Raw genomic sequence first — 12,607 nt, forward strand, 5'->3', positions numbered from 1 at the left:
CGTATTCCAGTTCGGAAAAACTCGCTTGCTTCGTCATCTCGCCTATCCGCTGTCACTCTTCCCGCATTTTCTCATCCCGCGGCCATCGCTGCTCATCGTAGGGTGGAATAAATCAGCGTTTCCCTAGGGGGCAGTAAGTCCCGAAGAATCGATGTGCGCATCGTCGCCGCTACTAACCGAGTTCTGCCGGAAGAAGTTCGGGCTGGGCGATTCAGAGAGGATGTGTTTCATCGAATCGCGGTTGGCATCTTGGCGTTGCCTCCCCTGCGCGCTCGCGAAGGGGACCTCAATCTATTAATCGACGCTTTGCTGGCACAGATCAACCGCGAAGCAACTTCACAGCCGGGCTTCAAACATAAGACATTGTCTGTTGGTGCAAGAAATATTCTGCTTCGCCACGCCTGGCCGGGCAATGTGAGGGAGCTGCACAACGCACTTTTGAGAGCGTCCATCTGGGCGCCAGGAGAGGAAATAGCCGCCGAGGATATCGATGAGGTTCTCTCGCTCACAAGCTAACCTCCGGGTAGTCCCCAAGCGCAAACCATGAACCTTTGCCCGCTAGCTTGAAGCGGTAACGCCAGGCCTTGACGCCATTTGGTTTGACTTCGAGATAGAGGCCGCGTAAGTCATTGAGGCGGTAAAGCTGCTCCTTGGGCTTGGCGGCACGGCAGTGGGCGTCTGTAAGCATAGTGGTGTGAGGAAGCGAACGGTGATCGAATCATATACACCAATTCTCTGACAATCAAACTTCCGTATACACCGGCGTAGGCACTTTATGGCAGCAAGGCCAAGCAATTACGAGAAATCCACAGAAATGAAAAACCCCGGTAATACCGGGGTTTGATCGCCTATAATCGGCACAACCGCAAGTTCTGGAAATATCCAGAAATGATCTGTTTGGCTCAGACGTTGAAGAGGAAGTTGAGCACGTCGCCGTCCTGCACGACGTACTCCTTGCCTTCGGCGCGCATCTTGCCGGCTTCCTTCGCGCCCTGCTCACCAGCGTAGGCGATGAAGTCGGCGAAGGCGATCGTCTGCGCGCGGATGAAGCCGCGCTCGAAGTCGGTGTGGATGACGCCGGCGGCCTGTGGCGCGGTGTCGCCCTTGTGGATCGTCCACGCGCGCACTTCCTTGACGCCGGCGGTGAAGTAGGTCTGCAGGCCGAGCAGGTGGTAACCGACGTGGATCAGGCGATCGAGACCTGGCTCGTCGAGGCCAAGGTCGGCGAGAAAGAGTTGCTTTTCTTCGTCTTCAAGGTCGGCGATCTCGGCTTCGATCGCCGCGCAGACGGCGACGACTTCGGCGTTTTCGCCAGCCGCATGGGCGCGCACGGCGTCGAGGTGCGGATTGTTCTCGAAGCCGTTTTCGGCGACGTTCGCCGCGTAGAGCACGGGCTTGGCGGTAATCAGGCAGAAAGGCTTGAGGTTGAGCCATTCTTCCTTCGAGAGATCAAGCGCGCGTACCGGCTTGCCCTGATCAAGCTGCGCGAAGCATTTGTCGAGCACAGCGCAGAGGATCTTCGCCTCCTTGTCGCCGGCGCTTGCCGGCTTGCGGTAGCGGTTGAGCGCTTTTTCGACGGTCGCCAGGTCGGCGAGTGCGAGTTCGGTATCGATCACCTCGATATCGCGGATCGGATCGATGCCGCCCGAGACGTGCACGACGTTGTCATCGGCGAAGCAGCGCACGACGTGCAGCACGGCGTCGGTCTCACGGATATTGGCCAGGAACTTGTTGCCCAGCCCTTCGCCCTTCGACGCCCCTGCGACCAGTCCGGCGATATCGACGAACTCGGTCACTGCCGGCACCACACGCTGCGGCTTGACGATCGCGCTCAGTTGCGCAAGCCGCTTGTCCGGCACCTCGACGACGCCGACCGACGGATCAATCGTACAGAAGGGGTAATTCTCCGCGGCCACGCCGGCCTTGGTCAGCGCGTTGAAGAGGGTGGACTTGCCGACGTTGGGCAGCCCGACGATTCCGCATTTGAGGCTCATGGTGTATTTCCTGTCTGTTGCATTCTGTTTCGTTCGTTAAGCGGCTTTGGTGTGCGCCCTGAATGCTGCCTACAGCATCACGAGGAAGCACCCTTGGGGTGAAGCACGCGCTGCGCGGCCTCGTAGTCACCGGCCCCCAGTTTTGGCCACGCAAGCAGGCAACGGTCGATGGCCGGGTCGATCAGTTCCTGTTCTTCACGGCGCGGCGCTTTCAGCACGTAATTGACGACCTCGTTGCGCTCGCCCGGATGACCGATCCCTAAACGTAAGCGCCAGAAATCGGGCGTCGTCAGATGCGCCTGGATGTCCTTCAGCCCGTTGTGTCCGCCATTTCCACCGCCTTGCTTGAGGCGGATGACGCCCGGCTGCAGGTCGAGTTCGTCATGCACGACGAGGATTTCGTCCGGCATGATCTTGTAAAAACGCGCCAGTGCAACGACCGCCTGACCGGAACGATTCATGAACGTCGTCGGTTTCAGCAGCCAGAGATCACCCAGATGGCCGACATGGCCGAAGAATTTGCCTTGTGGCGCAAGCGAGACCTTGAGGTCCTGCGCCAGCCGGTCGATAAACCAGAAACCGAGGTTATGGCGATTATCTTCGTATTCCGCTCCCGGATTCCCGAGACCAACGACAAGACGTGGGACAACGATGGGCATGGTTCGCAATCTGCTCTGACAAAACAAAGCCGCCGCAGGTGAAAACCATACGGCGGCCCGTCATTCAGGAACGATGTATCAAGCGGCCGGAGCGGCTTCTTCGCCTTCGGCAGCGGCAGCCTTCTTGACCGTAATGGCCACGACGACCGGATCGTCTTCGCCGTGCATGACCGGCTTGACACCCTTCGGGTAAGACAGTTGCGAAACGTGCAGCGTCTGACCACCTTCGAGATCTTTCAGATCGACTTCGATGAAGGCCGGCAGATCCTGCGGCATGCAGGCGACATCGACTTCGTTCATGGCGTGCGAAACGACACCGCCGCTAAGCTTGACACCGACCGCGATGTCGGCGTTGACGAAGTGCAGGGGCACCTTCTGGTGAATCGCGTGCGTGGCATCGACGCGCAGAAAATCGACGTGCAGCACCAGCGGCTTGTACGGGTGCATCTGCGAGTCACGCAGCAGAACGGTCTCGACCGTGCCGTTGATATTGAGCGAGAGAACCGACGAGTGGAACGCTTCCTTGCGCAGGGCAAGAAGGATGTCGTTATGGTCGAGTTCGATCAGGGCCGGGGCAGCCGTACCACCGTAGATGATGCCCGGGACTTTGTTGGCGCGGCGCAGGCGGCGGCTCGCTCCGGACCCCTGCAGTTCGCGCTTGCTTGCATTCAGTTCAAATTTCATGACAGCTCCTAAAGAGATACAACAGGTACTACAAACCCTGCCCGCGACCAGGCAGGGGGTTAAAAAAGACTATTCGATGAACAAGGACGAAACCGAATCCTCATTGCTGATGCGGCGGATTGTCTCGGCGAGCACGTCGGCGACCGACAACTGGCGAATACGCGGCGACTTCTGCGCCTCTTCCGACAACGGAATGGTGTCGGTCACCACCAGTTCGTCGAGGGCCGAGTCATTGATCCGGCTGATCGCAGCGCCGGAAAGCACCGGATGCACGCAGTAGGCAACCACGCGCTTGGCGCCGCGATCCTTCAATGCGGCGGCCGCCTTGCACAGCGTGCCGGCGGTATCGACGATGTCGTCCATCAGCACGCAGGTCCGCCCTTCGACCTCGCCGATGATATTCATTACCTCGGAGACGTTGGCCTTCGGGCGGCGCTTGTCGATGATCGCCAGGTCGCACTCAAGGCGCTTGGCCAGCGCACGGGCGCGCACGACGCCACCGACGTCTGGCGAGACGACCATCAAGTTGTCGAAATCCTTCTTCCAGACGTCGGCCAGCATGATCGGCAACGAGTAGATGTTGTCGACCGGGATGTTGAAGAAGCCCTGGATCTGCTCGGCGTGGAGGTCCATGGTCAGCACGCGCTGCACGCCGGCCGCGGTGAGCAGGTCGGCGACCAGCTTGGCGGCGATCGGCACGCGCGCCGAACGCACGCGGCGATCCTGACGCGAGTAGCCAAAATACGGGATGGCGGCGGTGATCCGGCCGGCCGACGCGCGCTTCAGCGCATCGACCATGACCAGGAGCTCCATCAGGTTTTCGTTGGCCGGCGAGCAGGTCGATTGCAGGATGAAGACGTCGTTGCCGCGCACGTGCTCCTGGATCTCGACGGTAATTTCACCGTCCGAGAAGCGCCCGACATTGGCTCGGCCGAGGGAGATATTCAAACGCCTGACGACTTCTGCGGCGAGCTTCGGGTTGGCGTTACCCGTGAAAACCATCAAGCTGTCGTAGGCCACAGGCCACTCCCTGGCAACTGAAAGACGTCGAATCAAAGCAAAACGGGTAGGCAAGCTGCCTACCCGCCCGGTTTGAGAGAAACTGAGTGGCTGGGGAAGAAGGATTCGAACCTTCGAATGCCGGAATCAAAATCCGGTGCCTTGACCAGCTTGGCGACTCCCCAGCGGCTGCCTGCAAGACAAGAGCTAGCAAGCGAGGCGCGGATTATACAGAGTTTTTAAAAAAAACAACAGCTATCATCCAAGCACTTGCCGAGTGATACAACTTACCACCTCGGCGGGTACCGACAACACTCGCCATCGTCATCGCGCCTTCGGCGCACCGTGCTTAAACAAAGGATTCGCGCATCTCGCGCTTATTGATTTTGCCGACGCTGGTCTTGGCCAGCGCTTTGACGAAACGCACTTGCAGCAACACGCCGTGGCGGGAAATCCCGGTCGTTTCGACGAGACGTGCGGCGAAATGGCGGATCGCGCTCTCGCTTACGCGGCCTTCGAAATCGGGCTTGAGGACAACCAACGCCAGCGGCCGCTCGCCCCATTTCTCGTCAGGCAGACCGATGACAGCGACCTCGCTGACGGCCTCGTGCTGCATCACCACGTCTTCGAGCTGGAGCGACGACGTCCACTCCCCCGCCGTCTTGATTACATCCTTGATGCGATCGGTGATCTTCACGTAGCCGCGGTCGTCGATGTTGCCGATATCCTGCGTGTGCAGGTAGCCGCCTGCCCAGAGTTCGGCCGAGGCCTGCGTCGCGTCGAGATAGCCCTGGGTCAGCCACGGCGCACGCACGACGACTTCGCCGGTCGCCTCGCCATCGTGCTGAACATCGGCCATTTCGGCATCGACGATGCGCAGATCGACGAGCGGCAGCGGCAGACCGGTCTTGCAGCGCAGCGCGGCCTGTTCCTCGGGCGACGTCGCGAAATCCTCGCGGGAGAGATGCGCGATGGTCAGCACCGGACAGGTTTCCGACATGCCGTAGCCGGTCAGCACGTCGACGCCGCGCTTGAGTGCTGCGGCAGCCAGCACCGGCGACATCGCCGAGCCGCCGATCAGAACCTTCCAGTTGGACAGATCGACCGCCTCGCCGCCGGGATGGCTCAACAGCATCTGCATGATCGACGGTACGCAATGCGAGAAAGTCACCTTCTCGCGCTCGATCAGTTGCAACAGCGCGCCGGGAAGATAACGCCCCGGATAGACCTGCTTCAGCCCGAGCAAAGTCGCAATGTAGGGGAATCCCCACGCGTGGACGTGGAACATCGGCGTGATCGGCATATAGACGTCTTCACGATGCAGACGGCCGTGCGCCGCAGCGCTACCGACGCAGGTGGCGACGCCGAGCGTATGCAGGACGAGTTGACGGTGGCTGAAGTAGACGCCCTTCGGCAAACCCGTCGTTCCGGTCGTGTAGAACACCGTCGCCTGTGCGTTCTCGTCGAAATCGGGGAAATCGAAGGCCGTATCGGCGTCAGCCAGCAAGGCTTCGTATTCGCCGGAGAACGACACGGGCGCTTCCAGCGCGGTCAGTTCGTCGTCGAGCAGGATGAAGCGCTTGACGGTCTTGAGGCGATCGGCGATGGGCGCCAACAGACCGAGAAAATCGCGATTGACCAACAACAAGTCGGCGCCCGCATGATTGAGCGTAAACAGAATCTGTTCCGGGCTTAGGCGCACATTCACCGTTTGCAGCACGGCACCCATCATCGGCACGGCAAAGAAGCATTCCAGATAGCGGTGGCTGTCCCAGTCCATGACGGCGGCGGTCTGCCCGGCCTCGACGCCGAGGCTCGCCAGCGCGTTGGCGAGACGGCCGATACGCTCGTGCAAGGTCCGATAGCTGTAGCGCAGCTTGCCCTGATAGGTGATTTCCTGATCCGGCGCCGTCGCCAGCGGCGTATGCAGCAGTTGCTTGATCAGCAGCGGATAGGCGTAGGCCGACGGCGTTGATTGGATGATCTTGACGGGCATGGTGGATCTCGATGGCGATGGTTTTGAGGCGCCATCTTAGCGCTTTGGCGCCGCTAAGCGATCCCGAATAACGGATGCCGCGCGAGACCTGCCGCCGCCCAGCCGCGCATCCCCGCAGGCATCTTTCGCAGGACGTCTTCGGCCGCGTCACGGTTGGCGAACTCCGCGAAGACGCAGGCACCTGAACCGGTCATGCGCGCGTCGCCGTAGGCCGCAAGCCAGGCGAGATACTCGGCAACAACCGGGAAACGCGCGACAGCCACCGGTTGCAGGTCGTTCGCCCCGAGTCCCGGCCGCCAGTCGGCGGCATGCATAGCCGACGAATCGCGCTTGAGTTCAGGGACGCCGAAGATCGCCGCGGTGGGGACTTGCACCGGCGTTTCCAGCACAACGTACCAGGCCGGTGGCAAATCCAGGGGCTGCAGCGCCTCGCCGACGCCTTCGGCGAAGGCGTTTTGCCCGAAGATGAAGACCGGCACGTCGGCACCGAGCGTCAACCCGATTTCCTGCAAGCGCCGGCGCGACAAACCGGTTTGCCAGAGGTGATTGAGCGCGAGCAGCACGGTCGCCGCGTCGGAACTGCCGCCGCCAAGACCGCCGCCCATCGGCAGACGTTTCTCGACGCGAATTTCCGCGCCCTGCCGGCAACCGGTTTCCGTTTGCAGCAGACGCGCCGCACGCACCGTCAAATCGCTCTCAGGCGGCACGCCGGGTAGCGGATTGACGAGGACAATCTCGCCGTCGTCACGCGGCGCGAAGTACAGGCTGTCGCCATGGTCGACGAAACGAAACGCCGTCTGCAGCAGGTGATAACCGTCGGCGCGCCGGCCGACGACGTGCAGGAACAGGTTGAGTTTTGCCGGCGCCGGATACGTGCTCTGCCAGTCCCATGCACACTGCTGGATTTCGCGCCCGGAGGCCAAATGCTTGTTGTTCAAGGATTGCTCGCTTCAGAAGGGATGCGGCTCCACTCGTCGATGCGCAAGCGCAGTTCAAGCCCACCGCCCATACGCTCGGCAAAGATACGGTTGGGCGGCGCCGCGGGATCGTCGTTTTCATAACCGTATTCGATGCGCCACAGGGCGGCACGCTGGCTCACAGGGCGCCCGAACGCGTCAAAGGCCGACTCGTCGGCATCGCGCAGGCGACCGCGCACCCAATCGGTCAACTGCGCCAGCGGTAAGGGATAGCCGAGTACGTCGCGGGTCAGCGTTTCGGCATCGATGGCGGCATAGACCTTGCCGTCGCTCGTCGTCAGCTGCGCGCCGTTCGCGTCGCTGACGATCTCGGCCAATCCCTGCCCAAGCGGCGACGAAAGCAGCACCTGGTCATCGCCGCTTGCATGGCGCCAGCTCAAACGCCCGGCGTAGTTCCTGTCTTCGTTGCGCAGCGAAAAACGCCCTTCGAGCGAGAAGGCCGAGAGGGTGGCACGCGCCGGCACGTCCACCGGAGACGACGGCGGCACGACGGCACACGCCGTCACCAGAATTACGGACAGCATCAGCAGGACTGCGCGCATGAGGCGCACACATGTACGATTCGACGCCATCGGCTTCAGTCGGCGAACTTCTTGACAGCGTCGGCCAGCGGCTCGTTGTCCGGATGTTTTTTCTGTGCGGCGCGCAGGAGCTTCTGCGCGTCATCCTTGCGCCCAAGGGCCCAGAGCACCTCGCCCAGATGGGCACCGATTTCCGGGTCGTCGCGCATCCCGTAGGCACGCTCCAGCGTCGCCAGCGCACCCGAAAGATCACCCTGGCGGTACAGCACCCAGCCCAGACTGTCGAGAATGAAGGTGTCGTTCGGCAGCAACGTCAGCGCCTTGTCGATCAGTTCGCGCGCCTCCGGCAGGCGAATGCCGCGCTCGGCGAAGGAATAGCCGAGCGCGTTGTAGGCCTGGGCGTAGCCGGGCTGCAATTCGATCAACCGGCGCAGCCGGCGCTCCATGATTTCGAGCTGATCCAGCCGCTCGGCGAGCAGTGCCGTCTCGTAGAGCAGTTCGGCGTTGTCCGGCTGCTGTTCAAGCCGTGCGTCGAGCAGGTCGAACGCCGCCTGCGGCTGCTTCGCCTTGCGCAGCAGTGCGGCTTCGGCGATGGCGAACTGAATCGACTGCTCCTCCGACCCGGTGCTGGCCTCGCTCAGCAGCTTGCGCGCTTCGTCAAGTTTTCCCTGTCCAGCCAGGATCTGCGCGCTGCGCATGCGCGCCTGTACCATTTGGTCACCGCTTTCAACCTTGGCGTACAACCCCAGCGCCTCGTCGAGTTTGCCCTTCTCCTCGGCAATCTGCGCCAGGTAGTAATAGGCGATGCTCTTGTCGGGGATATCAAGCGTCAGGAGGCGGTTGAACTGCGTCTCGGCGACGACCAGGTCGTTTTGTTGCAGCGCCAGCAGCGCGACCGGGTAGACAACGTCGGGATTATTCGGGAAGCCCTTCAGCAGCTGATTGAAGTGCTGGCGCGCCTCGTCGTAGCGCTTCTCGCCGACGAGCGCACGAGCCAGCTGCAGATGCACGTCGCGCGCCATCGGATTGCGGTCAACGAACGCCTGCAGGTACGTAATCGCTTGTGCCGTCGACGTACGTGCCGCGATCTGCGCCTGAAGCAGTGCCGCCATTTCCCATTCGGGACGCAGCTCAAGCGCCCGGTTCGCCTCCGCCTGCGCCCGCTCGTGCATGGCGGCAGAATTCGCAGCGATCGCCACCGCGTAATGCGCTTCGGCCACGCCGAAGAATGGGCGGCAGACCTTCTCAATCAGGTTGAAGACGGCGACCCGGTCCTCGTTGCGCGCGAACATGCGGTTCAGTCCGAGCAGATTGGCGCCAAGCGCCGCCCTGTCCATCTCGAGCATGCGGATCAGCGTTGGAGCCAGTTCGTCCATCCGGTTCGACATGATCAGCATGCTGGTCAGCATCTGCTGCGCGCGCACCGAATCCGGCTCGACGTCGAGCCACAGCTTGGCCGCTTCGAGCGCGATATCGAAGCGCCGGGCGTAACCGGCAATTTCGACGGTTCGCTCAAGCACGCGCGGGTCGCGCGTACGCAAGGACAAATCCGAGTAGGCCTTGGTTGCCAGGCTGGTATCACCGTACTGCAAAGCCATTTCGGCGACCAGCACCTGGAATACCTGCTGCCCGCTTTGATCGAGCAGTTGCTCGCTCGCCGACTTGGGGTTGTTTGTCACGGGCCGCTTGGCCTCCTTCGCCGGCGGCCGCTTCTTGGCCGGCGTGACTTCATCGGCGGCCAAGGCTTGCTGGCTGAACAAGGCCGCCAGCGCGGCGAAGAGGAGAGTACTTCGAAAGTATTTCATGGAATCCTCGCAACAACCCGGACAGACTGGAACTGCTTGGAGTCGTTTGCGTCATATTGGTTTAGCACATGTTATGGACTTTTATCGGGAGCGGCAATGCCGGAACTGCCTGAAGTCGAAGTCAGCCGCCGGGGTCTGCTGCCCATTCTGCCAGGGCAGTGCATCGTCGACGCCGTTTTCCGCGCACCGAAGCTGCGTCACGAAATCCCCAGCCAGCTGTCATCGCGCCTGACCGGATTGCGCATCGACGCCATCCAGCGACGCGGGAAGTACCTGTTGTTTGACTGCGAAAGCCGGCATAGCGGTGGCTGGCTGCTCCTGCATCTGGGCATGTCGGGCAGCCTGCGCCTCGTGGCGCCGGGAACTGCGCCGCAGAAACACGATCACGTCGATCTCGTCTTCACGGCCACGACGCTGCGTTTCCGCGATCCGCGCCGCTTCGGCACCCTGCTCTGGCACGAAGGCCAAGCCATTGAGAACCACCCGCTCATCGCCGTCCTCGGCATCGAACCGCTGACCGACGCCTTCAGCGGCGACTGGCTCTACGAACAGACGCGACGGCGCAGCACCCCGATCAAACCCCTGCTCATGGACAGCCATCTCGTCGTCGGTATCGGCAATATCTACGCCGCCGAGAGTCTCTTCGCCGCCGGCATTTCCCCGCTGCGCGCCGCCAACCGCATCGGCCGCGAGCGTTATCGGGCGCTGGCGCCGGCCATCCGTACGGTGCTGGAGACGTCGATCGCCGCCGGCGGCAGCAGCGTGCGCGACTACGTACACAGCGACGGCGGCGCCGGCTGCTTCCAGCTCAGTTGCGCGGTCTATGACCGGGCCGGTCAGCCCTGCCCGACCTGCGGCCAGCCGGTCCGGGCCATTCGCCAGTCCGGCCGCTCGACGTTCTATTGCCCGCGCTGCCAGCACTGAGAATCCACATCAAGCGAATACGCGCATGTAATTGATCGGACAAGGCTTTGTGGTAGAGTCAAAGCCTTTGTTTTCGCCGGACCCTGACATGACGCTATCGCAACAATTCGCCGCCTACAGCACCTGGCGCGCCCAACTGTCGGAAAGCCTCGAAGCCTTCCGGCGATGGCTCTCGGAGAATGAGCTGAGCGACGCGCAGACCGATCTGCGCATCACGCAGATGATGGACAAGCTGCGTGAAGACCGATTGAACGTCGCCTTTGTCGCGGAGTTCTCGCGCGGCAAGTCCGAGCTGATCAACGCCATCTTTTTCCCCTACTACGGCAGCCGCATCCTGCCCTCGACCGCCGGCCGGACGACAATGTGCCCGACCGAGCTGATATTCGACCCGGACAAGCCGCCGTCGATCGAACTCTTGCCGATCGAAACCCGCGAATCGAACGCCAGCATCAGCGAATACAAGCGCTTTCCGACCGAATGGAGCGTCGTCCCGCTCGAGACCGAATCGGCCGAAGCGATGCAGGAAGCGCTGCGCTCGGTCAGCGAAGTCATCAACGTCGCACCGGAGGTCGCCGAAAAGTACGGTTTCGCGCGCGGCGACAAGGACTCGTCGCTGATCCGGCTGACCGAGGACGGCACGGTGGAGATCCCGCGCTGGCGCCACGCCATCATCAACTTCCCGCATCCCCTGCTGCAACAGGGGCTGGTCATCCTCGACACACCGGGTCTCAACGCCGTCGGCACCGAGCCCGAGCTGACGCTGTCGCTTCTGCCCAACGCGCACGCCGTCCTGTTCATCCTCGCCGCCGACACCGGCGTCACGCAATCCGACCTGTCGATCTGGAACGAGCACATTCGCGCGCCGGGTGGACGCAAGAAAGGGCGTCTCGTCGTGCTCAACAAGATCGACGCGATGTGGGACGAATTGAAGTCGGAAGACGAAATCGACGCCGAGATCACCAAGCAGACGAACAGCTGCGCGTGGACGCTAGACCTGCCGTCTAGCCAGATCTTCCCGATTTCAGCGCAGAAGGCACTGGTTGCCAAGATCAACGGCGACGACGCACTGCTTGAACGCAGCCGCCTGCCGGAGCTTGAGCTGGCGCTGTCCAACGAGCTCATTCCGGCCAAGCAGGACATCGTCCGCGACAACACCGACGCCGAATTTTCGGACATCTACATGCGTTCGCGCGGTCTCCTCGAATCGCGCCTCGCCGGCTTGCGCGAGCAGCTCGGCGAACTGAACGAACTGCGCGGCAAGAACAAGGGCGTCGTCGAGTACATGATGGGCAAGGTGCGCGTCGAGAAGGAGGAGTTTGAATCCGGACTGCAGCGCTACTACGCCGTGCGCAGCATCTTCTCGCAAATGACCAACAAGCTGTTCGGACACCTCGGGCTCGACGCCCTGCGCCAGCTGACCGCCTCCACGCGCGAGGCCATGCATGAGGCGACGTTCTCGAAAACGCTGTCCGCGGCGATGAAAAACTTCTTCAACGTCGCACGCGCCAACCTCGACAACTCGGAAGACGAAATCAACGAGATCCTGTCGATGATGGAAGCCATCTACAAGAGGTTCGCCGTCGAGCACGGGCTCAAGCTCGGTGCGCCGACGAGCTTCTCGCTGATCCGCCACCAACAGGAAGTGCAACGCCTCGAACTGTGGTGCGATACGCACCTCAACACCATGTTCCAGCTGATGACGCACGAGAAGAACAAGGTCACGCAGAAGTTCTTCGAGGAAGTGACCAGTCAGGTCCGGCGCGCCTTCGACAAGGCCAACCACGACGCGGAGTCATGGCTGAAGGCGATCATGGCGCCGATGGAGACGCAGGTGCGCGAGCACCAGATTCAGCTGAAGCGCCGGCTGGAGAGCATCAAGCGCATCCATCAGGCGACCGACACGCTCGAAGACCGCATCGACGAGTTGAGCCACGTCGAAAGCAACCTCGTTGCACAGATCCACGCCATCGAAAGAGCCGGCCACCGGATCCAGCATCTCCTGGGCAAATCGCTCGAAGCACAAGCGCTACGCAGCGCGGCCTGAGAGG

Annotated in this window: 12 protein-coding genes and 1 tRNA gene; 3 read left to right on the forward strand and 10 right to left on the reverse strand. The window is 61.9% G+C overall.

Features of this window, described 5'->3' with window-relative positions; genetic code table 11:
• Nucleotides 1-111: 111 nt before the first annotated feature.
• Nucleotides 112-516 carry a sigma 54-interacting transcriptional regulator gene (locus KBA32_RS09570; protein WP_294358129.1) on the forward strand — a complete coding sequence of 135 codons (405 nt, stop codon included), beginning with the start codon at nucleotides 112-114 and terminating at the stop codon, nucleotides 514-516.
• On the opposite strand, the gene KBA32_RS09575 is transcribed toward KBA32_RS09570, so the two are convergent.
• The 10 genes from KBA32_RS09575 to KBA32_RS09620 all read right to left on the reverse strand — a co-directional run bounded on the left by KBA32_RS09575 (nucleotide 506) and on the right by KBA32_RS09620 (nucleotide 9,635).
• Nucleotides 506-688, reverse strand: coding sequence for an Arm DNA-binding domain-containing protein (locus KBA32_RS09575; protein ID WP_294358066.1), 183 nt, complete (start codon nucleotides 686-688; stop codon nucleotides 506-508). The genes KBA32_RS09570 and KBA32_RS09575 overlap by 11 nt on opposite strands.
• A gap of 214 nt (nucleotides 689-902) precedes the next feature.
• Nucleotides 903-1,994 (reverse strand): redox-regulated ATPase YchF, encoded by a 1,092-nt coding sequence (gene ychF, locus KBA32_RS09580; RefSeq protein ID WP_294358069.1) that lies wholly within the window; start codon nucleotides 1,992-1,994, stop codon nucleotides 903-905.
• A gap of 77 nt (nucleotides 1,995-2,071) precedes the next feature.
• Complete coding sequence (gene pth, locus KBA32_RS09585) at nucleotides 2,072-2,653, reverse strand: aminoacyl-tRNA hydrolase (protein ID WP_294358072.1); 582 nt, start codon at nucleotides 2,651-2,653, stop codon at nucleotides 2,072-2,074.
• A 78-nt stretch (nucleotides 2,654-2,731) separates the two neighbouring features.
• Nucleotides 2,732-3,337, reverse strand: coding sequence for a 50S ribosomal protein L25/general stress protein Ctc (locus KBA32_RS09590; RefSeq protein WP_294358074.1), 606 nt, complete (start codon nucleotides 3,335-3,337; stop codon nucleotides 2,732-2,734).
• A gap of 69 nt (nucleotides 3,338-3,406) precedes the next feature.
• Complete coding sequence (locus KBA32_RS09595) at nucleotides 3,407-4,339, reverse strand: ribose-phosphate pyrophosphokinase (RefSeq protein ID WP_367113769.1); 933 nt, start codon at nucleotides 4,337-4,339, stop codon at nucleotides 3,407-3,409.
• 105 nt (nucleotides 4,340-4,444) lie between these two features.
• Nucleotides 4,445-4,521: transfer RNA gene (locus tag KBA32_RS09600), tRNA-Gln, on the reverse strand.
• A gap of 164 nt (nucleotides 4,522-4,685) precedes the next feature.
• Entirely contained in the window at nucleotides 4,686-6,332 is a 1,647-nt protein-coding gene (locus KBA32_RS09605; protein WP_294358080.1) for a fatty acid--CoA ligase, read from the reverse strand.
• Nucleotides 6,333-6,385: 53 nt separating this feature from the next.
• Nucleotides 6,386-7,237 (reverse strand): 4-(cytidine 5'-diphospho)-2-C-methyl-D-erythritol kinase, encoded by an 852-nt coding sequence (gene ispE / locus KBA32_RS09610; RefSeq protein ID WP_294358132.1) that lies wholly within the window; start codon nucleotides 7,235-7,237, stop codon nucleotides 6,386-6,388.
• Between the two features lie 29 nt (nucleotides 7,238-7,266).
• Nucleotides 7,267-7,851: a lipoprotein insertase outer membrane protein LolB gene (gene lolB, locus KBA32_RS09615; RefSeq protein WP_294358082.1), complete on the reverse strand. Its 585-nt coding sequence runs from the start codon at nucleotides 7,849-7,851 to the stop codon at nucleotides 7,267-7,269.
• Nucleotides 7,852-7,886: 35 nt separating this feature from the next.
• A complete protein-coding gene (locus KBA32_RS09620; protein ID WP_294358084.1) occupies nucleotides 7,887-9,635 on the reverse strand; it encodes a tetratricopeptide repeat protein in 1,749 nt (582 codons plus the stop codon).
• A gap of 96 nt (nucleotides 9,636-9,731) precedes the next feature.
• On the opposite strand from KBA32_RS09620, the gene mutM reads away from it, so the two are divergent.
• Both mutM and KBA32_RS09630 read left to right on the forward strand, forming a co-directional pair.
• The gene (mutM, locus tag KBA32_RS09625) at nucleotides 9,732-10,559 is read left to right on the forward strand and encodes a bifunctional DNA-formamidopyrimidine glycosylase/DNA-(apurinic or apyrimidinic site) lyase (protein WP_294358086.1); all 828 of its coding nucleotides are present in this window, start codon (nucleotides 9,732-9,734) and stop codon (nucleotides 10,557-10,559) included.
• Nucleotides 10,560-10,647: 88 nt separating this feature from the next.
• Entirely contained in the window at nucleotides 10,648-12,603 is a 1,956-nt protein-coding gene (locus tag KBA32_RS09630; RefSeq protein ID WP_294358089.1) for a dynamin family protein, read from the forward strand.
• The last annotated feature ends 4 nt before the right edge of the window (nucleotides 12,604-12,607 follow it).

The sequence above is a fragment of the Propionivibrio sp. genome, assembly GCF_017995515.1.
Classification (GTDB): Bacteria; Pseudomonadota; Gammaproteobacteria; order Burkholderiales; family Rhodocyclaceae; genus Propionivibrio.

Excerpts from the sequence above, each read along its gene's own strand:
- KBA32_RS09575 (WP_294358066.1), bottom strand. The coding sequence starts at position 688 with ATGCTTACAGACGCCCACTGCCGTGCCGCCAAGCCCAAGGAGCAGCTT.
- ychF (WP_294358069.1), bottom strand. The coding sequence starts at position 1,994 with ATGAGCCTCAAATGCGGAATCGTCGGGCTGCCCAACGTCGGCAAGTCC.
- pth (WP_294358072.1), bottom strand. The coding sequence starts at position 2,653 with ATGCCCATCGTTGTCCCACGTCTTGTCGTTGGTCTCGGGAATCCGGGA.
- KBA32_RS09590 (WP_294358074.1), bottom strand. The coding sequence starts at position 3,337 with ATGAAATTTGAACTGAATGCAAGCAAGCGCGAACTGCAGGGGTCCGGA.
- KBA32_RS09595 (WP_367113769.1), bottom strand. The coding sequence starts at position 4,339 with ATGGTTTTCACGGGTAACGCCAACCCGAAGCTCGCCGCAGAAGTCGTC.
- KBA32_RS09605 (WP_294358080.1), bottom strand. The coding sequence starts at position 6,332 with ATGCCCGTCAAGATCATCCAATCAACGCCGTCGGCCTACGCCTATCCG.
- lolB (WP_294358082.1), bottom strand. The coding sequence starts at position 7,851 with ATGCGCGCAGTCCTGCTGATGCTGTCCGTAATTCTGGTGACGGCGTGT.
- KBA32_RS09620 (WP_294358084.1), bottom strand. The coding sequence starts at position 9,635 with ATGAAATACTTTCGAAGTACTCTCCTCTTCGCCGCGCTGGCGGCCTTG.
- mutM (WP_294358086.1), top strand. The coding sequence starts at position 9,732 with ATGCCGGAACTGCCTGAAGTCGAAGTCAGCCGCCGGGGTCTGCTGCCC.
- KBA32_RS09630 (WP_294358089.1), top strand. The coding sequence starts at position 10,648 with ATGACGCTATCGCAACAATTCGCCGCCTACAGCACCTGGCGCGCCCAA.